Annotated in this window: 21 protein-coding genes and 1 tRNA gene; 20 read left to right on the top strand and 2 right to left on the bottom strand. The window is 68.4% G+C overall.

From position 1 onward, the window contains the following. Positions 1–30: 30 nt before the first annotated feature. The 17 genes from SP6_RS07570 to SP6_RS07490 all read left to right on the top strand — a co-directional run bounded on the left by SP6_RS07570 (position 31) and on the right by SP6_RS07490 (position 13,564). The gene (locus tag SP6_RS07570) at positions 31–1,134 is read left to right on the top strand and encodes a phage portal protein (protein WP_037567761.1); all 1,104 of its coding nucleotides are present in this window, start codon (positions 31–33) and stop codon (positions 1,132–1,134) included. Then, entirely contained in the window at positions 1,131–1,436 is a 306-nt protein-coding gene (locus SP6_RS07565; protein WP_007403711.1) for a DUF6127 family protein, read from the top strand. The genes SP6_RS07570 and SP6_RS07565 overlap by 4 nt, the downstream gene beginning before the upstream one ends. Beyond that, on the top strand, positions 1,433–1,813 hold the full coding sequence (locus SP6_RS07560) for an HK97 family phage prohead protease (RefSeq protein ID WP_007403928.1): 381 nt from the start codon (positions 1,433–1,435) through the stop codon (positions 1,811–1,813). The genes SP6_RS07565 and SP6_RS07560 overlap by 4 nt, the downstream gene beginning before the upstream one ends. Before the next feature lies 1 nt (position 1,814). Next, entirely contained in the window at positions 1,815–2,810 is a 996-nt protein-coding gene (locus tag SP6_RS07555; RefSeq protein WP_037567759.1) for a phage major capsid protein, read from the top strand. Between the two features lie 198 nt (positions 2,811–3,008). Beyond that, positions 3,009–3,503, top strand: a complete 495-nt coding sequence (locus tag SP6_RS07550) for a hypothetical protein (RefSeq protein WP_227876550.1) — start codon at positions 3,009–3,011, stop codon at positions 3,501–3,503. After that, entirely contained in the window at positions 3,500–3,889 is a 390-nt protein-coding gene (gene gp17 / locus SP6_RS07545; RefSeq protein WP_007403696.1) for a tail completion protein gp17, read from the top strand. Before SP6_RS07550 ends, gp17 begins: the two co-directional genes overlap by 4 nt. A 12-nt stretch (positions 3,890–3,901) precedes the next feature. Continuing rightward, the gene (locus tag SP6_RS07540; RefSeq protein ID WP_007403775.1) at positions 3,902–4,309 is read left to right on the top strand and encodes a phage major tail protein, TP901-1 family; all 408 of its coding nucleotides are present in this window, start codon (positions 3,902–3,904) and stop codon (positions 4,307–4,309) included. Further along, complete coding sequence (locus SP6_RS07535; protein WP_037567758.1) at positions 4,306–4,620, top strand: gene transfer agent family protein; 315 nt, start codon at positions 4,306–4,308, stop codon at positions 4,618–4,620. Before SP6_RS07540 ends, SP6_RS07535 begins: the two co-directional genes overlap by 4 nt. After that, positions 4,617–4,817, top strand: a complete 201-nt coding sequence (locus tag SP6_RS07530; protein ID WP_007403748.1) for a phage tail assembly chaperone — start codon at positions 4,617–4,619, stop codon at positions 4,815–4,817. The genes SP6_RS07535 and SP6_RS07530 overlap by 4 nt, the downstream gene beginning before the upstream one ends. Then, complete coding sequence (locus SP6_RS07525) at positions 4,810–5,349, top strand: hypothetical protein (RefSeq protein ID WP_007403881.1); 540 nt, start codon at positions 4,810–4,812, stop codon at positions 5,347–5,349. The genes SP6_RS07530 and SP6_RS07525 overlap by 8 nt, the downstream gene beginning before the upstream one ends. Positions 5,350–5,361: 12 nt before the next feature. Continuing rightward, on the top strand, positions 5,362–7,632 hold the full coding sequence (locus tag SP6_RS07520) for a DUF2460 domain-containing protein (RefSeq protein WP_007403768.1): 2,271 nt from the start codon (positions 5,362–5,364) through the stop codon (positions 7,630–7,632). Further along, positions 7,629–8,435: a phage/gene transfer agent baseplate hub protein gene (locus SP6_RS07515; protein ID WP_007403718.1), complete on the top strand. Its 807-nt coding sequence runs from the start codon at positions 7,629–7,631 to the stop codon at positions 8,433–8,435. The genes SP6_RS07520 and SP6_RS07515 overlap by 4 nt, the downstream gene beginning before the upstream one ends. Further along, positions 8,432–8,800: a hypothetical protein gene (locus SP6_RS07510; protein WP_007403906.1), complete on the top strand. Its 369-nt coding sequence runs from the start codon at positions 8,432–8,434 to the stop codon at positions 8,798–8,800. The genes SP6_RS07515 and SP6_RS07510 overlap by 4 nt, the downstream gene beginning before the upstream one ends. Continuing rightward, positions 8,800–10,932 carry a phage tail protein gene (locus tag SP6_RS07505; RefSeq protein WP_007403675.1) on the top strand — a complete coding sequence of 711 codons (2,133 nt, stop codon included), beginning with the start codon at positions 8,800–8,802 and terminating at the stop codon, positions 10,930–10,932. The genes SP6_RS07510 and SP6_RS07505 overlap by 1 nt, the downstream gene beginning before the upstream one ends. Next, the gene (locus SP6_RS07500; RefSeq protein ID WP_007403876.1) at positions 10,929–11,432 is read left to right on the top strand and encodes a DUF2793 domain-containing protein; all 504 of its coding nucleotides are present in this window, start codon (positions 10,929–10,931) and stop codon (positions 11,430–11,432) included. Before SP6_RS07505 ends, SP6_RS07500 begins: the two co-directional genes overlap by 4 nt. 116 nt (positions 11,433–11,548) lie before the next feature. Further along, positions 11,549–12,673 carry an OmpA family protein gene (locus SP6_RS07495; protein ID WP_042468797.1) on the top strand — a complete coding sequence of 375 codons (1,125 nt, stop codon included), beginning with the start codon at positions 11,549–11,551 and terminating at the stop codon, positions 12,671–12,673. Positions 12,674–13,000: 327 nt separating this feature from the next. Continuing rightward, positions 13,001–13,564, top strand: coding sequence for a PilZ domain-containing protein (locus SP6_RS07490; RefSeq protein ID WP_037567755.1), 564 nt, complete (start codon positions 13,001–13,003; stop codon positions 13,562–13,564). An 88-nt stretch (positions 13,565–13,652) separates the two neighbouring features. Here SP6_RS07490 and ygfZ read toward each other — a convergent pair whose 3' ends face one another. Beyond that, positions 13,653–14,411 (bottom strand): CAF17-like 4Fe-4S cluster assembly/insertion protein YgfZ, encoded by a 759-nt coding sequence (gene ygfZ, locus SP6_RS07485; protein ID WP_007403765.1) that lies wholly within the window; start codon positions 14,409–14,411, stop codon positions 13,653–13,655. A gap of 47 nt (positions 14,412–14,458) precedes the next feature. On the opposite strand from ygfZ, the gene SP6_RS07480 reads away from it, so the two are divergent. Continuing rightward, positions 14,459–15,778 (top strand): dihydroorotase, encoded by a 1,320-nt coding sequence (locus tag SP6_RS07480; protein WP_007403806.1) that lies wholly within the window; start codon positions 14,459–14,461, stop codon positions 15,776–15,778. Between the two features lie 8 nt (positions 15,779–15,786). Continuing rightward, positions 15,787–16,188, top strand: coding sequence for a hypothetical protein (locus SP6_RS07475; protein ID WP_037567754.1), 402 nt, complete (start codon positions 15,787–15,789; stop codon positions 16,186–16,188). Positions 16,189–16,237: 49 nt separating this feature from the next. Here the strand turns inward: SP6_RS07475 and SP6_RS07470 are convergent, their stop codons facing one another. After that, positions 16,238–17,002 carry a DUF1134 domain-containing protein gene (locus SP6_RS07470; RefSeq protein WP_007403810.1) on the bottom strand — a complete coding sequence of 255 codons (765 nt, stop codon included), beginning with the start codon at positions 17,000–17,002 and terminating at the stop codon, positions 16,238–16,240. A 164-nt stretch (positions 17,003–17,166) separates the two neighbouring features. Between SP6_RS07470 and SP6_RS07465 the strand changes: the two genes are divergently transcribed. Further along, positions 17,167–17,256, top strand: a tRNA-Ser gene (locus SP6_RS07465). The last annotated feature ends 114 nt before the right edge of the window (positions 17,257–17,370 follow it).

Below are 17,370 nucleotides of genomic sequence, written 5' to 3'. Positions count from 1 at the left end.
GGGGAGGAATGGTTTCGAGGAGCAGATACGATGAGGATGTTCGGTCGCAAGGCCGGGCGGGGGGCCGCGCGTCCTTTGCTCGGGCTGGGCTTGGCCCGGTCGGGGGTGCCGCTGACGGGGGCGGCGCCTTCCTATGAAACGCAGGTGCGTGAGGGGTACTTACGCAATCCAGTGGCGCAGCGGGCAGTGCGGATGGTCGCGGGCGGGCTGGCGGATGCGCCGCTGACCGCCTCGCATCCGGAACTGATCCCGCTGGTCGCGGCGCGCGGCGAGGGGCAGGCGCTGCTGGAGACGGTAGCGACGCATATGTTGTTGCACGGCAATGCCTATGTGCAGGTGCTGCGCGATGCCGACGGCCAGGTCGCCGAGCTGTTTGCGCTGCGGCCCGAGCGGGTGACGATGGAGCTGGACGCCAGCGGCTGGCCCGCCGCGTTCCTCTACCGTGCCGGCGGGCGGGTGACGACGCTGCCGGTCGATCCGGTACGCCCGCAGGTCGTGCACGTGAAGAGCTGCCATCCGCTCGACGATCATTATGGACTGGGTTGTCTGGGCGCGGCGGCGGGGGCGATCGCGATTCACAACGCGGCCGCCGCCTGGAACCGGGCGCTGCTCGACAATGCGGCGCGGCCATCGGGGGCGCTGGTCTATGATCCGGGGGACGGCTCGACCCTGACCCCGGACCAGTTCGAGCGGCTGCGCGCCGAGATGGAGGGCTTTGCGGGCAGCGGCAATGCGGGGCGTCCATTGCTGCTCGAAGGCGGGTTGAAGTGGCAGGCGATGAGCCTGACGCCCGCCGAGCTCGATTTCATCGCGGCCAAGTCGTCGGCGGCGCGCGAGATCGCGCTGGCCTTTGGCGTGCCGCCGATGCTGCTCGGGCTACCCGGCGACAATACCTATGCCAATTACCGCGAGGCGAACCGCGCGCTTTGGCGGCAAGCGATCCTGCCGCTGGCGGGGGGAATCCTCAGCGGTCTTTCGCAGGGACTCGCGAGTTGGTTCGAAGGGGCGAGCCTGTCGGTCGACATCAACCGCGTCACCGCACTGGCCGAGGAGCGCCAGATGCTGTGGCAGATGGCCGCCCGCGCCGACTTCCTCGATCCGGCGGAGAAGCGCGCCATGGTCGGCTTGTCATGAGCGGCGATGTTCTGGCGCGGCTGCTGGCGCAGGCAGCGGATAGCGGTGCCGACCTCGTAACCTTGCGTGCGGTCGCCGAGGAAGCCGGCGAGCTGGGCGCAAAGCGGGCACTGACCCGGTTGGGCCTGTCGGACGCCGATGCGGCGGAGGATGTCGCCGAGCTGCGCGAACTGCTGTCGGCGTGGCGTGATGCCAAGTCGTCAGTGTGGAAAAGCGCGATCGGCTGGCTGACCCGGCTGCTCGGCGCGCTGCTGCTGGCGGGGATCGTGATGCGGCTGGGCATGGAGGACTGGCTGAAATGAGCCTCTCCTTCACCGGCTATGCCGCGATCTGGGACCGGTTGGACCGGGCGGGCGACGTCATGCGGCGCGGCGCCTTCGCGGGCGCCGAGCATGTGCCTTTGCTCTGGCAGCATCGCGGGCAGGCGGTCGGGCGCATCGCGACCCTGGCGGAGGACGATACGGGGCTGTCGGTCGAGGGGACGGTCGACGACCCCACGCTTGCCGCACTGGTCCGCTCGGGCGCGGTGGCGGGACTGTCGGTCGGCTACCGGCCGCGCGTCGTCCATCAGGGGGCGGCTCGCGCGATCCTGTCGGCCGAACTTCTCGAAATCAGCCTGGTGACGGTGCCGATGCAGCCGCTCGCCCGCGTGAATCACATTTTGACCAAGGGGGATTGATATGGACGTGATCGAACGACCCGTGCTGGACGGCGCGCGCAAGACCGGCGGCGCTTTCGACGGCTATGTGCGCAGCGGCACCACCGTCGAGCTGAAGGCCTTTACCGGCACGACCGGCGACAGCGGTGGCTTTGCCGTGCCACGGGAGATCGATGCGGCGATTGCCTCGGTGCTCAAGAGCGTCTCACCGATCCGCAGCATCGCCAATGTCGTGAGCGTGGGCTCGGCCGGCTATCGCAAGCTGGTGACCACCGGCGGCACGCCCTCGGGCTGGGCGAGCGAGACGGCGGCGCGGCCCGAAACCGCGACGCCCAGCTTCGTCGAACTCGCGCCGCCGATGGGCGAGCTCTATGCCAATCCCTCGGCCAGCCAGGCGATGCTCGACGATGCGGCCTTCGATGTCGAAGGCTGGCTGGCGGGCGAGATCGCGACCGAATTCGCGCGCGCCGAGGGGCAGGCCTTCGTCAATGGCAATGGGACCAACCGGCCCAAAGGGTTTCTGAGCAACCCCATCTCCACCGCCAAGGACGGCGTGCGCCCCTTCGGCACGCTGCAATATCTGGCGACGGGCGCGCCGGGGGCGTTCGGGCCCAATCAGGAAGAGCGGCTGGTCGATCTGGTCCAGTCCCTACGCGCGCCGTACCGTCAGGGGGCGTGCTTCGTGATGAACGCCGCGACCTCGGCGCGCATCCGCAAGATGAAGACGACGGACGGCCAGTTCCTCTGGGCGCCGGGCCTCATGGCGGGGCAGCCCGCGACGCTGCTCGGCTATCCGGTGGTCGAGGCGGAGGACATGCCCGACATCGCTGGCGATGCCTGTGCGATCGCCTTCGGCAATTTCCAGGCCGGCTACCTCATTGCCGAACGTGCCGAGACCGCGATCCTGCGCGACCCGTACAGCAACAAGCCGTTCGTGACCTTTTACGCGACGCGGCGGGTCGGCGGCTGTGTCAGCGACTCGGAGGCGATCAAGCTGATGAAGTTCGCGACGAACTAAGCGCTTGAAAAATCGGGGCAGCCGGCAGGGGGCTGCCCCGTAGTTCAGGGAGGATGCCGGACCCGGCCGGGGGGCGCGGGGTCGGCATGGCCGGTGCCCAGGGGGTGGCGGGCAGCGGCTGGCCGAGTCTCTGCTCCTCAAGTGTGACGCCCGTGTGTCGGACCTGTCGCAACCTGTATCGGTGAAGGAGAATTCATGATGAGCGGGACGATGGAGCCCATGCCGCCCGCGGCCGTGACGGCGGCAGCAGGAGCAGTGCGCGCGCTGTTGCGGCTGGAGGACGGTAATGAGGCGGCGCTGGTCGATCGGGTCGCCGGCGTCGCGCTGGGGCTGGCCGAATCCTTCTGCGGGCAGCTGCTGATCGAGCGGATGGTCGAGGATCGCGTCGCCGGCTCGGTCGCCTGGCAGCCGCTGTCGGCGACGCCGGTCCGCGCGATCCTGTCGGGGGGCGAGGGGGCGATCGATCGCGATGGCCGTGGCTGGGTCCGCACGCGCGAGGAACTGACGGTGCGCTACCGCGCGGGGCTGGCGGCGGATTGGGCGGGGCTGCCGCCGGAGATTGCGCACGGCGCCGCGATCATGGGCGCGCATCTGTTCGACAATCGCGATGCCGCCGCCGTGCCGCCCGCAGCGGTCGCCGCCTTGTGGCGGCCGTGGCGGCGGATGCGGCTCGATACGCCGAGGCGGGCATGACCGCGCGCGAGGCTTTGCGCGGCGGATTGCTGACCGGCCTACGTAGCGCCTTGCCGCCCTTGGGCGTGACGGTGTTCGACGCGCTGCCGGTCCGAGCGAGCGTGCCGCAGGCCGTGCTGGGCGAGCCGAGCGACAGCGATTGGGGGGCGGCGGGGATTGAGGGGCGCGAACTGCGCGTCACCGTCACCCTGACCGACGGGGGGGAGCAGCCCCGGCGGCTGCGCACCGCGATGCAGGCCGTCGAGGCGATCGCATTGCCGGAAGGACTTTCGGACGGGTGGCGGGTCGCCGGGCTGACCGTGACGGCGACGCGCATGGCCAAGAGCGGTGCGCGCTGGACCGCCAGCGTCGAGTGGCGCGCCCGGCTGTGGCGTGTGGGGCAATAAGGGGGAAGCGATATGGCAATCGAAAAGGGAAGCGCCTTTCTGCTCAAGATCGGCGACGGGACGGAGCCACCCGCCTTCGCGACGATGGCGGGGCTGCGCACCACGCAACTGTCGATCAATGGAGAGACGGTGGTGGTGACGTCCAAGGACTCGGGCGGCTGGCGCGAACTGCTGTCCGGTGCGGGGGTGCGGCATGTCAGCGTCGCCGGCGCAGGGGTATTCACCGGATCGGCGGCGGAGGCCCGGATGCGCGGCCATGCGCTGGCGGGCACAATCGAGAGCTATCGGTTGAGCTTCGAAAGCGGCGGTTCGATGACCGCGCGGTTCCTGGTCACGCGGCTGGATTATAGCGGCGATTTCGGTGGCGAGCGGACCTACACGCTGGCCTTGGAAAGCTCCGGCCCGGTGGTGGCGGCATGAGCGCGCCGGCGAATCCCATGCGGGGTGAGGCGGCGCTGCGCGTCGGAGGCAGCGAACTGGTCGTGCGTCCGAGTTTCCAGGCGCTGGTCGCGGCGGAGGGCGAACTCGGGCCCTTGTTCGAGCTGGTCGAGCGCGCGGGCGAGGGCAAGCTGTCGCTCGGCGAGGCGGCGGCCCTGATCTGGCATTGCCTGCGCGAGGTCCCCGAGGGGCTGAGCCGCGAGCAACTGGGCGAGGCGCTGGTCGAACTGGGGCTAGCGGCGCTGGCGCCCGTGCTGCGCCAATTGCTGCGCCAGATATTGGGCGGGCGGTGACCTTCGCCGAGGATGCGGCGCGGCTGGCGGGCATGGCGGGGGCTGTGCTGGGCTGGTCGCCCAAGCGCTTCTGGCGCGCGACGCCGGCCGAGCTTCAGGGCGTGGTGACGGCGATGACGGGGGCGGGGCAGGGCGGGGGCGACCCGCCTTCGCCTGCTACGCTCGCCCGATTGCGGGAGATGTATCCGGATGGATGAGCAGGATCTTGTCCCCCGCATCGATATGCGGGGCTTCGCCGCCGACATGGCGACGATGCGGGCCGAATTGTCACGGGGCCTGGGCGACGCGGCAGAACTGGGCGCGCGGACGATCGAGGGCTCGCTGCTCCGCGCCGCACGTACCGGCAAATTCGGGTTCGAGGAGCTGAAGGCGACCGCCTTGTCGGTGCTCGACCAAATCGCACGGGCGGCGTTGCGGCAGGGCGTGGGGTCCCTGGGGAATGGCGCGGGATTGCTCGATCTGCTGGGCGGCTTGGTGTCGGGCCTGCCCGGCCGCGCGACCGGCGGACCGGTATCGCCCGACCGCCCCTATCTGGTCGGCGAGCGGGGACCCGAAGTCTTTGTGCCGACCAGCAGTGGGCGGGTCGAGACGCTGCGCCCCGGCGGTGGCCCACGCGAGGTGCGGGTCGCGATCACGATCAATGCCGGGCCGGGTGAGGCGGGCGGCGTGCTGCAACGCTCCAGCCGCCAGGTGGCGCGGGCGGTGCGCGCCGCGCTGGCCGAGGATTGAGGGGAGGGGCATATGCAATGGTGTCTGCATAGCGAACGCCGGGCGCAGCGGAGCGATACGCTGTCGCGCTTCGATCCGCGGTACTGGACGGTCGATTTCCCGCGCCCGATGATGGCGGCGGTGGTGGCGACCGCGGCGGATGCGTTGCGCATCGATGCCGTCTTCTACCGCGCCGACGATCTGGCGGGGCTGATCTGGGAGTCCGCCGACCGGCACGACCATCCGCTGCTGCGCTATGAGACGGTGCGTGATTATCGCAACTGCCGGTTGCGGTTCCGCTGGCGCTCGGGCGGGATCAAGCCGCTCGATGCCATTCATGGGCCGACACTGACCATCGAGGGGCGTGACGCAGAAGGGTGGCCGCGCGCCTGGTATGTCCGGTTGTGGAATTACGCGACCGGCACGCCCGAAGACGCCGAGGTCGCGATCGACTTCGCGGATCTGGCCGGCGGGTTCACATTTCCGGAAAATCGCGATCCCGTCTGGGTGGGGGATGTCGACCGGATGTTCGTCTCGCTAGTCGCGCCCGATTACAATGCGGGTGCGCAATTTCTGGTCCAGCCGCAGGAGGGTTGGGTCGAACTGACCGGCATCGCCTGCGATGGGCCCGGCGCGGTGATCGGGGTGGGCGCGGCGGTACTGCCCGAACAGGGGTTCGGCATCGCGAGCGGCTATGACGACAGCTATCACCTGACGCCGCAGCGTTTGCTGCGCAACATGCTGCATCTCGGCTATCGCGGCAGCATCGTCCATTATGTCGGCATGAGCCATTATTTCCGGCTCGAACGCAGTGGCGAAGGGCTTTACGCGAGCCTGCAGGGCGGTGCGCTCAACGTGGCAAGTGCGGCATGGCATCGTGGCTTTGCCCATGAGGCCAAGGCGCTGGGCTATGACCTGATCTGGTCGCTGTCCTACGAGCTGTTCGATGCGCATTGCTGGGGCGACTGGAAGCAGCGGTCCGCCGATGGCGCGCCCGCGCTGACCGGCTGGTCGCCGCCTTCGACTTTGCTCAGCCCGGCGCATGCGGGAGCGATGGCCTATCTGCACGCCGTCGCGCGGGCGTTTCTGGCGCTCGGGCAAGCCGCCGGACTGGTGCCGAAATTCCAGGTTGGCGAGCCCTGGTGGTGGGTGCGCCCTTCGGACGGCGCGCCGTGCCTTTACGACGCGGCGGCGGTGGCCGCCTTCGCGCCGGTGCCGATGGCGAGCATGATAGGCCCAAAAAGCCAGACGCAGCGCGACACGCTCGACCGGGCGGGCGCCTGCTTGGCGGCGTCGACGGCGGCACTGTGCGCGGCCGCCAAAGCGGCGGCACCGGGCTGCGTGACGCATCTGCTCACCTATCTGCCGACCGTGCTCGATCCCCAGGCGCCCGAGGCCAAGCGCGCCAACATGCCGGTAGGCTGGGCCAGCCCCGCCTTCGATGTGCTGCAACTGGAGGATTATGACTGGGTGACCGCGGGCGACACCGCCTCGACCCGCAAGGGCGTCGCGCTGGCCGAGGCGCGGCTCGGCTATCCGCCCGAGCGTCAGCATTATCTGTCGGGCTTCGTGCTGCGCGCCGATCAGCGCGCGCAATGGCGCTGGATCGCCGACGCCGCCCAGGTCGCGCGGGAGAGGGGCGTCGCGGCGACCTTCCTGTGGGCGATGCCACAGGTGATGCGCGACGGGTTCGTCTGTTGGGAGGGGGAGGACGATATGCAGGCTTTCGATGATATACTCTTCCCCCTGGCGCTGGGGCGCGAGGCGGAGGTCACGCCGGGCTTCTCCACCGCGATCCTGACCAGTGCGGGCGGGCGTGAGGCGCGCAATGCGAGTTGGGCGGAGGCGCGAACGACCTATGATGTCGGCCCCGGCATCCGCTCGGCCGAGGATATCGCCGCGCTGCTGGCCTTCTTCCGCGCGCGCATGGGCCCGGCGCGCGGTTTCCGCCTGCGCGATCCGTTCGACAGCACGGGGGCCGATGAGAGCGTCGGCATGGGCGACGGCACCACGCGCCGTTTCGCGCTGGTCCGCCATTATGGCGATCAGTCGCGCCGTATCACCCGCCCCGTGCCGGGCAGCGTGTCGGTGAAGGTCGCAGGCCGCAGCATTACCGGCTTCGTGGTGGAGCCGGGCGGCTGGCTGCTCTTCGACACCGCTCCGGCGGTTGGGGCGGCGATCACCGCGAGCTTCACCTTCGACGTGCCCGTGCGCTTCGCCGAGGACCGGTTGAGCGCGACGCTGGCCGGGTTCCGGGCGGGCGCGGCCCCCTCGGTCCCGCTGGTCGAGGTGCGCGAGGCATGAGCGAGGACAGGCTGACCAATTGGGTGCTCTGCTGGCGGATCGAGCGGCGCGACGGGGTGACGATCGGGCTGACCGGCCATGACCATGATCTGTGGATCGAGGGACTGTGCTACCGCGCGGCGCCCGGCCTGACGCCCAGCGCGATCCTGCGCGGCGATGGCCTCGACCCCGATCTGATGGAAGCCTCGGGCGCGCTGACCAGTGCCGTGATCGCCGAGCGGGACTTGATGGCGGGCCGCTGGGATGGGGCCCGTGTCGCGGCGCTGGCGGTCGATTGGAACGGAGTGGAAGCCTCCGTGCCGCTCGGGCAGGGCGAGATCGGCGCGGTACAACTGGCCGAGGGGGGCTTCACTGCCGAGTTGCGCGGCGTCGGCGCGCTGCTCGACCGACCGGTGGCGGAGGAGACCTCCCCCGATTGCCGCGCGTCGCTCGGCGACCGGCGCTGTCGGGTGGCCATGGCGGGGCGGCGGCAGTTCGCGCGGGTCACCGGTTGGGACGGCGAGGATGGGCTGACCCTGGATACGGTCGAGCCGGTCGCCAATGCCTATGGCCAGGGTCGGTTGATCTGGTTCGGCGGGGCCAATGCCGGGCTGGAGACGATGGTGAACCGATCGGAGGGCAACCGGCTCTGGCTGTCGGCCGCGCCGGCTTTCGCGGTGGAGGGGACACCGCTGATAGAGCTGGTCGAGGGCTGTGACAAGCGGCTGGAGACCTGCCTGTCGCGCTTCGGCAATGTCGTGAACTTTCGCGGCGAGCCGTTCCTGCCCGGCATCGACCTCCTGACCCGCTATCCCGGCGCATGAACCGGGTGGAGGCGGCGGCGCGGGCGCTGGTTGGCGTGCGGTTCCGGCTGCATGGGCGGGGGGCGACGCATGGGCTCGACTGTGTCGGGCTGGTCGCGGCGGCGACGGGGCGGGCGGCACCGACCGGCTATGGCTGGCGCAGCGGAGACGAGGCGCGGGTGGCGGCGCTGCTCGATACGGTCTTTGCGCGCGGCGCGGACGAACCCGGCGCGGTCCTGCTGCTGCGCGCCGGGCCGGGGCAACTCCATCTGGCGATCCGGGTGAGCGACGGGATCGTCCATGCCGATGCCGGTCTTCGTCGCGTCGCGTGGCGGCCGGGAGCACCGCCCTGGCCGGTGCTGGGATATTGGAAGGGGGAGGGGTAATGGCGACCTTGGTCTTGGGCACGGTGGGGCGGGCGCTGCTGGGGCCCGTGGGCGGCGCGATCGGCGCGCTGATCGGCAACCGGGTCGATCACGCGGTGCTGGGCGCGCCCCGGCGACAGGGACCGCGCCTGACCGAGCTGTCGGTCCAGACTTCGACCTATGGCACGCAGATGCCCGCCATTTTCGGCACGATGCGCGTCGCCGGGCCGGTCATCTGGGCGACCGACCTGATCGAGGCGCGGGGCGTCACCGGCGGGGGCAAGGGGCGGCCGGGCGTCGAAAGCTATAGCTATTCCGCCAATTTCGCGGTCGCGCTGTCGGGGCGGCGGATTGGCCGTGTCGGGCGGATCTGGGCCGATGGGCGGTTGCTGCGCGGGAGCGCGGGGGACTTCAAGGTCGCGACCGGGTTTCGCCTTTATCCGGGCACCGAGGATCAGCCGGTCGATCCGCTGATCGCCTCAGTCGAAGGCCCTCGCGCCTCGGCCTTTCGTGGGATCGCCTATGCGGTGTTCGAGGGGCTGGCGCTGGCCGAGTTCGGCAATCGTATCCCGCAACTGACCTTCGAGGTGGAGGGTGATGCGGGTCCGCTGAGCTGCGAGGCGATCGCGCGTCACCTCTCGCCTGAGGTGCGGGTAGGCGATGGCGGGACTCCGGTGGCCGGGTTCGCCGCCAGCGGTGGCAGCGTCCGCGCGGTCCTGGCGATGCTGGCCGATATGAGCGGGGGGCAATGGGTGGGTGAGGGAGACGGCATCCGTCTCGCCGTGCCCCTGGCGGACGCCGTGCCACGCGTGATCCATGACGAAGGAATGGGCGCACAAGGACCGGGGCGGCGCGGGCAGCGGGCGATCGCGGCGGAGGCCAGCCTGCCCGCCAGCGTGACGATCGCCCATTATGATCCGGCGCGCGATTATCAGATCGGGGTGCAGCGCGTCGCCCGGCCTGGAGGCATACGCGATGAACGGCTCGATTGGGCGGCGGCGATCGACGCGACGACCGCGCGGACGATGGCGCAGGATCGGCTGGCAAGGGCGGCGGTCGAACGGGTGCGGCGGATCGTGACCCTTGGGCCGGAAGCGCTGGCCATCGCACCTGGCGCGGTCGTCGCGATCGACGGCGAGCCGGGCCGCTGGCGCGTGATCGAGGCGGCGTGGGAGGCGATGGCGGTCCGCCTGACCTGCACGCCGCTCGGCCATAAGGGGCCGATGTTGCCGGCCTCGCCCGGCCGGATCGCACGATCGCCCGACCGTGCGATCGGGACCACCCGCCTGATCGCGTTCGAGGCGCCACCGCTCGACGATCAGCTGCTGACCGGTCCACGCCTGTCGTTGGTGGCGGCCGGTGGTCCGGGATGGCGGCAGGCCGGTCTGTCCTACAGCCTGGACGATGGTGCGAGCTGGATCGCGCTGGGGATGACGGCGATGCCCGGTCTGGTCGGCCGTCTGGTGTCGGCGGTTTCGGGCGGCGGCGCGGCGCTGATCGACCGGCGCGGGGTGCTGGTCGTGGCGCTGGCGGGCGATCTGGCCGATGCGGATAGGGCGGCGATCGATGCGGGGGCCAATCTCGCCTGGCTGGGCGGCGAACTCCTCCAGTTCGGGCGGGCCGAGCCGTTGGGGGATGGCCATTGGCAGCTCAGCATTCTCCGCCGAGGTCTGCGCGGCACCGAAGCGATGATCGGACGGGCGGTGCCGGGCGATCCCATCGTCCTGATCGATGCACCGAGCGTGCGGGTGGTCGACCTGCCGATGACGATGCTGGGCCGTCAGGTCCGTTTCCTGGCCCATGGTGTGGGCGACGGGATCGAGGGTGTGCAGACGGGCGCGACGGTAACGGGGCAGTCGATCCGTCCGCCTTCGCCCGTTCATTGGCGATGCCGGCGTAGGGCCGATGGTCTGGTCACGATCGGCTGGACGCGTCGCAGCTGCAGCGGCTGGCGCTGGATCGATCGGGTCGATGTGCCGCTGGGCGAAGAATCGGAGCGCTATCGCCTGACCATCGGCGACCGCGAGGAAGAGGTGTCGAGCCCCGGCTGGACCGGCGCGGCACCCGACGGAACCAGGGTTGCGGTGCGGCAGATCGGCACATGGGCCGCCTCGTTGCCGCTGGTCGGGATCATTGGGGGAGAGACGATATGACGGACGCGACACCGCGCTGGCTGCTGCCGTTCCTGGCGGTGGGGCAGGCGCAGAAGGAATGGACCCACAACGAAGCGCTGGTGCTGGTCGACCTGCTCACGCACCCATGCGTCGAGGCGGTCGGGGTGAACGCGCCGCCCGTCGCACCCGCATTGGGGCAATGCTGGATCGTCGGCGATAGCCCGACGGGCGAGTGGATCGGCCATGTCCGGGCGCTCGCGGCCTGGACCGATGGCGGGTGGCGATTCCTGTCGCCGCGCGTCGGATTGAAGGTCTGGAGTCGGGCCGATCGGTATCATTGCCACTGGGACGGTGATCTGTGGCAACGGGGCTTGGTTCCCGCCCTGTCGATTCAAGTCGAAGGAAAAAAAGTTGTTGGCGCGCAACAACTTGGGATTCCGATCCCCGCTGGCGGACAAGTCATTGATTCCGAAGCGCGTTTGGCGCTGAAGGCGGTGATCGAAGCATTGCAGGCGCATGGTTTGCTGGCCGGGGCATGAGCAAAAATCTGTGCTCTTAATGCAACAGTGCCGGGCTTTTGTTCGCTTGCGTGGAAACCAACGCTCCGATAGTGGGTTTGCGCTGTCCGTAGTGACAACCAAGAAAGGGGACTATGATGCGGAAGCTTGCCATTGTTCTGGCACTCGCCTCCACCGCTCTGGCTTCGCCTGCCCTCGCCCGCGACAAGTCGTGGTACGTCGGCATCGAAGGCGGCGGGATGATCGTCGAAGACATCGATTATGATGTCACCGGCACGCGCACTGGCGTCGCCAGCGTCGACCATGACTATGGTTATGACGTTGACGCCGTGATGGGTTATGACTTCGGTGGCTTCCGCCTCGAAACCGAAGTCGGCTATCGTCGCGCAACCGTCGATGGTTTCAGCTCGACCACGCTGACCAACACCGGCATCGGTGCTGGCACCGTTCCGGCTGGCAACTATGACTATGCCGGCGGCTCGACCTCGGCGCTCAGCTTCATGCTGAACGGCTTGCTCGACTTCGGTGCCGATGACGGCATCCAGGGCTTCGTCGGCGGTGGTGTCGGTGTCGCTCGCGTCAAGGCGAACTACGCCCTCAACAACCGTGCTGACTTCCTGAACGACTCGGACACCGTGTTCGCGTGGCAGGCTCTGGCGGGCATCCGTGCTCCGCTGACCGACCACATCGACGCGACGTTGAAGTATCGCTTCTTCAACGCCGAGAACGTCAAGCTGGTTGACGTCGCGAACAACACGTTCGACGGCCGCTTCCGCTCGCACTCGATCCTGGGTGGCGTGGCGTACAACTTCGGCGAACCGGCAGCTCCGCCGCCCCCGCCGCCGCCCCCGCCCCCGCCGCCTCCTCCCCCCCCGCCCCCGCCGCCGGCTCCCGAGCCTGTGGTCTGCTCGCCGGGTCCGTTCATTGTCTTCTTCGAGTGGGACAAGTCGGACATCACTCCGGAAGCAGCGTCGATCCTCGACAACGCGATCACCCAGTACCAGAGCTGCGGCAATGCCCGCGTGATGGTTGCCGGCTTCACCGATACCTCGGGTACGCCGCGCTACAACATGGGTCTGTCGCAGCGTCGTGCCGACGCGGTGAAGGCTTACATGACGTCGCGTTCGATCCCCGATGGCTCGATCACGACCGAAGCTTTCGGCGAACAGCGCGACAAGCTGCGCGTTCAGACTGCGGACGGCGTCCGCGAGGTCCAGAACCGTCGCGTCGAGATCACCTACGGTCCGGGCGCTGGCCAGTAAGCCACGCTCAGCCAAGGCTGATTGTAAAAGAGGGAGGTCGGCGAAAGCCGGCCTCTCTTTTTTTGTCTGGGCCAATCGCACGGGACGCAGACCATCCCGGTGCCGTATCGGCCTGGAACTTCCAAGCCATACCCAATGCCGATGGAGTCGTCGTGTGACGGTTCGATAATAGGTGCCGTCACATGATATGTTCATGCTGGCACGACACGGTCATGCGGTCGCCGGCACCGAAAATGCGATCGTTCTCGACCACTCTCGCCCGTGATTCACCTTTTATTGGTGCCTGCCCAATATGGACACAGGGTTCCAGGGTGTTGGGAGAATCGGATGCCCCTCGCGAGGCAGTATTTCAAAGCGCGTGAGGCGCGCCAGCAAGTGCTGATACCCTGCCGTCTGAAATCGGCCGGCGGGTGGGGCGATGCCTGTATCCACAACATCTCGTCGCGCGGCATGATGATCGCTTCCGATGCGACCTTGTCGCCCGGCGACTATATCGATGTGCGGCGTGGCCAACAGGTGGTGATCGGTCGGATCGTCTGGCGGCGCGAGCGCTTCTCCGGCGTCCGCACCCAAGATGTCATCAGCATCGACGCTTTGCTGAAGGAACCCCGGCTGGAACAACGGCCCAAGCGCGAAAGCGATGGCGAACGACGCCAGGCACCCGAGCGACTGGGGTGCGATCGTCTGGCGATGGAAATCAGCACTGCGCGTCGGATCGAACGCAGCCAGACAATCTCCAGCCGATTGCAGTTTGGCGCCTTGTGCCTCTTCGGTCTGGTGGCGGCGATCGCCATTGCCATGCAGGTGGCGCAGATGCTGACCAATCCTGTTCAGCACATCGAAGGTGCCCTCGCCATGGATGCGGAGGCTTTGGCCAATTTCGGGCGCTAAAGGCTTCGGACTGAACGGCACGACCCCTCGCTCACCCTTCGTCGCCCTATAAGGTCACCTTGCGGCGGTAAGCCGAAGGGAAGCCATTCTACTCCTGCCCGCCCGCTTCCACTGCCTGCTCCAGCCATTCCGGGCGGATCGCATCGCCCAACGCCTCGACCCGGCGATGTTCGACCATCAGCCCCAAGTCTGGATAGACGGCCCGTGTCCGGTCGCCCGGTTCGCCCAGGGGGGCCACGACCAGCCGGCGATTGACCTTCGACCGATGGTGCATCCGCGCGGTATTCTCCTGCCCGACATAGCAGCCCTTGGTGAAGCTGACCCCGTTCAGCTCGCGCGCATTGCACTCCAACCATAACGTCTCGCCCGAGCCCAGTTCACCCACCCCTTCGGTCACGCCCAGCGACAGGCGATGCGCGGTCCATGCCTCGGTTGCCGAACCCGGCTCGGCCGGCGCCCACCAGCGATGGCCAAGATCCGGCAGGCGCGGATCGCGCGGCTGCGTATCGGCCGAAAGGCTCCAATGCACCGCCAGTTCCGGGACGGGCGCGATCGTGATCGCCCGGCGCAACCGATAGATGGACAGCCGCCGTGTCAGTGCCTCCGCCTGCGTCGCCTCCGCGTCGATCAGGATCGCATCGCCCTCCGCCCAGAGCAGAAAGTCGAACAGCGCCTTGCCCTGCGGCGTGAGCAACCCGGCCCAGCGCGGGGCGTCGGCGGTCAACCCCTGGACGTCCTGGGTCACCAGACCTTGCAGGAAGCCGCAGACATCCTCGCCTGCGATGCGCAGCAGCGTGCGGTCGGTCAGGGTCGTCGCGGGGGCCAAGGCCGGGGTAGTATCGCTCATGGCGGCAAGGTAGGAAGGCGCGACCCTATGCGAAAGGCCCGTTTGCCATGACCTTCGATCTGCTTCTTTCCGGCGGCACCGTTCACACGCCCGGCGGCCCCGTCCGCGCCGATGTTGGCGTGCGCGATGGCCGGATCGTGGCGATCGGCGCAAAAGGCGATGCGGGCCGCGTGATCGACTGCACCGGGCTCGACATCCTGCCCGGCGTGATCGACAGCCAGGTGCATTTCCGCGAGCCCGGCCTGATGCACAAGGAGGATCTCGCCTCGGGCAGCCGCGCGGCGGTGATGGGCGGCGTGACCGCCGTGTTCGAAATGCCCAATACCAAGCCGAATACCGATTCGGCCGACGCGATCACCGACAAGCTGACCCGCGCCAAGACCATGTATTGCGATCACGCCTTCTATGTCGGTGCGACCAACCACAATGCGCGCGACCTGGCCGAGTTGGAGCGCATGCCGGGCACGGCGGGCGTGAAGATCTTCATGGGCGCCTCGACCGGCGATCTACTGGTGTCGGAGGATGCGCGGCTGGCCGAAGTGCTCGCCTCGGGCCATCGCCGCGTCGCCATCCATGCCGAGGACGAGGACCGGATGAACGCCCGCGCGGATGAGCGGGTGGAGGGCGATCCCGCCTCGCATCCCGTCTGGCGCGATGACGAAAGCGCGCTGCTCGCCACCCGCCGCATCCTGCGGCTGGCGCGGGAAGCCAAGCGTCGCATCCACATCCTCCACGTCACCACGCCGGCCGAGCTCGAATATATTGCGCAGCATAAGGATATCGCGACCTGCGAGGTCACGCCGCAGCATCTGACGCTGGCGGGGGAGGAGGCCTATCCGCGTCTGGGTACGCTGGCGCAGATGAACCCGCCGATTCGTTCGGGCGCGCATCGCGACGGGCTGTGGCACTGGCTCAACCAGGGTGTGCCCGACGTCATCGGCTCGGACCATGCGCCGCACACGCTGGAGGAAAAGGCCAAGCCCTATCCGGGCAGCCCCAGCGGTATGCCGGGCGTCCAGACGCTGCTGCCGCTGCTCCTCGACCATGCCGCCAATGGCCGCCTGTCGCTGCAACGCGTGATCGAGCTGACCAGCGCGGGGGCGCAGCGTATCTTCGGTATCGTCGGCAAGGGGCGGATCGTGGCGGGTTATGACGCCGACTTCACCATCGTCGACCTGAAGAAGCGCTGGACGATCGAGGATCAGTGGCTCCAGTCCAAGTGCGGCTGGTCGCCCTTCACCGGCATGGAACTGACCGGCAAGCCGATCGGCACGATCGTGCGCGGGCAGGTGGCGATGTGGGAAGACCAGCTCGCCGACGCGCCGACCGGCCAGCCGATCCGCTTCGAAGCGGTCGACTTCGGGTGAGTGAGGGAATGCGCGCAGGCCGGTGGGTGCGGGACATCCGGGTTTATTGCCCGGTTGCGCCCGCCACGCTGGCGGCGCTGCTGACCGGCAAGCCGGACGCGATCGAGCGGGACCAGACCGCCGCCGCGCTGCTCGCCATCCTGCGGACCCCGCCGCTCGGTGATTTCGGGCGGTATCGCGAGGTGGTGGAACTGGCGATCGGCTATGAGGGCTTTCGACCCGGCGAGGGTGCTGTACCCACGCTGGGGGCGGTGGGGGAGGCCAGTTGGTCACCCACCGTCATCCTGACCGCGCTCTATGATGCGGAAGCGGATGTTTCCGCTTTGACCGACCAATTGCTGGCCGCGCATCCGTGGGACGTACCGGTGATCGCGGTGAGCGAGCCGTATCGGTTGCTCGTGCGGGGATAGGGCGAGACGCAGTCGAAGGCCAAGGGAACTCCTCAGCCCGCCGCCGGGATCAGAACGGCAGCCACCGGGCCTTATGCGTGAAGTTCATATACCCCACATTGACGCCCGCGCGCCAACCGACGCCCAGCCGCACCGGGATCAGCACGACATTGCCGCGCCGCAAATAGGTCGCGGCGAACCCGCCGACGAAATAGAGCCGCCCCTCGGCCGCCGGGAAACGGTGGAACAGCTCTTCGGTGTCGTAGAGATTATAGACCAGCACGAACACCTTGTTGGCATCGCCACCGATATCGAAGCCCAGCGACGGTCCAGTCCAGTAGACCGGCATCTGCCCCTCGACCTTGTGCGTCATGATCCCCGAGCCATAGCGGAGCCCGACGACGAACGCGCCCGACGCCTCACGCCCGGCAATATAGGCATTGGGGCGCCCCTGTTCGCGCAGGATACGCTCGATCATCCCGGCCAAGCCCTCGGCGCCTTTGCCGAACACGCCCTCGCCAGCGGCCAGCAGATCGTCACGCTCGAACGTGTCGGCGGCCTGGCTGGTCTGGGTCGCACGGCTCTCCGGCGTGGCGGAGGGTGTGGTGACGGGGGGCGGAGTCGTGTCGGCCGGTGGCTGCGACTGGGGATAGGAGGGGGCGGGTTCGACCGGCGTCGATTGGCGCGGGGCGGGGCGCGAGGGCTGCGTCGCCAGATCACTGTCGATTCCCTGATTGGGGTCGATCGTGCGGACCTGAGCCCAGGTGGGCGAGGCGGTGGCGCCCGCGACCGACAGACCGCAGAGGACCGACAGGCCCAGACAGACGAAACGCATGAACTTCAACTCCCCCGGCGAACCGATGCGCCACGTTAACCAGCCGCCGCCTTGCGGCGCAATGAATGACGCGACAGGCTCTAGTCGATTTTCTGCATAAAATCGCGCCCATCCCCGGTTGATTGCCTCCCCCGGCCCCGCTATAGCCGCACCTCGCCGCAACCGGAGACGTGGGTGAGTGGCTGAAACCAACGCTTTGCTAAAGCGTCGTACGGGAAACCGTACCGAGGGTTCGAATCCCTCCGTCTCCGCCAGATCTCGTTGATTTTACAGGGTAAAATCTAAAACGAAGATCTCGTGCCCACATTCATGCCCATTTTTGATTTGGTTCTCTGCGGCTGAGAGCGATCGGGATCGTCACGCTGCTG

The organism is Sphingomonas paucimobilis NBRC 13935 (assembly GCF_000739895.2).
In the GTDB taxonomy this organism is placed as follows: domain Bacteria; phylum Pseudomonadota; class Alphaproteobacteria; order Sphingomonadales; family Sphingomonadaceae; genus Sphingomonas; species Sphingomonas paucimobilis.
The sequence above is the reverse complement of the archived record's forward strand: the minus strand, read 5'-3'. Positions and strand labels throughout refer to the sequence as shown.

Excerpts from the sequence above, each read along its gene's own strand:
- SP6_RS07570 (WP_037567761.1), top strand. The coding sequence starts at position 31 with ATGAGGATGTTCGGTCGCAAGGCCGGGCGGGGGGCCGCGCGTCCTTTG.
- SP6_RS07565 (WP_007403711.1), top strand. The coding sequence starts at position 1,131 with ATGAGCGGCGATGTTCTGGCGCGGCTGCTGGCGCAGGCAGCGGATAGC.
- SP6_RS07560 (WP_007403928.1), top strand. The coding sequence starts at position 1,433 with ATGAGCCTCTCCTTCACCGGCTATGCCGCGATCTGGGACCGGTTGGAC.
- SP6_RS07555 (WP_037567759.1), top strand. The coding sequence starts at position 1,815 with ATGGACGTGATCGAACGACCCGTGCTGGACGGCGCGCGCAAGACCGGC.
- SP6_RS07550 (WP_227876550.1), top strand. The coding sequence starts at position 3,009 with ATGAGCGGGACGATGGAGCCCATGCCGCCCGCGGCCGTGACGGCGGCA.
- gp17 (WP_007403696.1), top strand. The coding sequence starts at position 3,500 with ATGACCGCGCGCGAGGCTTTGCGCGGCGGATTGCTGACCGGCCTACGT.
- SP6_RS07540 (WP_007403775.1), top strand. The coding sequence starts at position 3,902 with ATGGCAATCGAAAAGGGAAGCGCCTTTCTGCTCAAGATCGGCGACGGG.
- SP6_RS07535 (WP_037567758.1), top strand. The coding sequence starts at position 4,306 with ATGAGCGCGCCGGCGAATCCCATGCGGGGTGAGGCGGCGCTGCGCGTC.
- SP6_RS07525 (WP_007403881.1), top strand. The coding sequence starts at position 4,810 with ATGGATGAGCAGGATCTTGTCCCCCGCATCGATATGCGGGGCTTCGCC.
- SP6_RS07520 (WP_007403768.1), top strand. The coding sequence starts at position 5,362 with ATGCAATGGTGTCTGCATAGCGAACGCCGGGCGCAGCGGAGCGATACG.
- SP6_RS07515 (WP_007403718.1), top strand. The coding sequence starts at position 7,629 with ATGAGCGAGGACAGGCTGACCAATTGGGTGCTCTGCTGGCGGATCGAG.
- SP6_RS07510 (WP_007403906.1), top strand. The coding sequence starts at position 8,432 with ATGAACCGGGTGGAGGCGGCGGCGCGGGCGCTGGTTGGCGTGCGGTTC.
- SP6_RS07505 (WP_007403675.1), top strand. The coding sequence starts at position 8,800 with ATGGCGACCTTGGTCTTGGGCACGGTGGGGCGGGCGCTGCTGGGGCCC.
- SP6_RS07500 (WP_007403876.1), top strand. The coding sequence starts at position 10,929 with ATGACGGACGCGACACCGCGCTGGCTGCTGCCGTTCCTGGCGGTGGGG.
- SP6_RS07495 (WP_042468797.1), top strand. The coding sequence starts at position 11,549 with ATGCGGAAGCTTGCCATTGTTCTGGCACTCGCCTCCACCGCTCTGGCT.
- SP6_RS07490 (WP_037567755.1), top strand. The coding sequence starts at position 13,001 with ATGCCCCTCGCGAGGCAGTATTTCAAAGCGCGTGAGGCGCGCCAGCAA.
- ygfZ (WP_007403765.1), bottom strand. The coding sequence starts at position 14,411 with ATGAGCGATACTACCCCGGCCTTGGCCCCCGCGACGACCCTGACCGAC.
- SP6_RS07480 (WP_007403806.1), top strand. The coding sequence starts at position 14,459 with ATGACCTTCGATCTGCTTCTTTCCGGCGGCACCGTTCACACGCCCGGC.
- SP6_RS07475 (WP_037567754.1), top strand. The coding sequence starts at position 15,787 with ATGCGCGCAGGCCGGTGGGTGCGGGACATCCGGGTTTATTGCCCGGTT.
- SP6_RS07470 (WP_007403810.1), bottom strand. The coding sequence starts at position 17,002 with ATGCGTTTCGTCTGTCTGGGCCTGTCGGTCCTCTGCGGTCTGTCGGTC.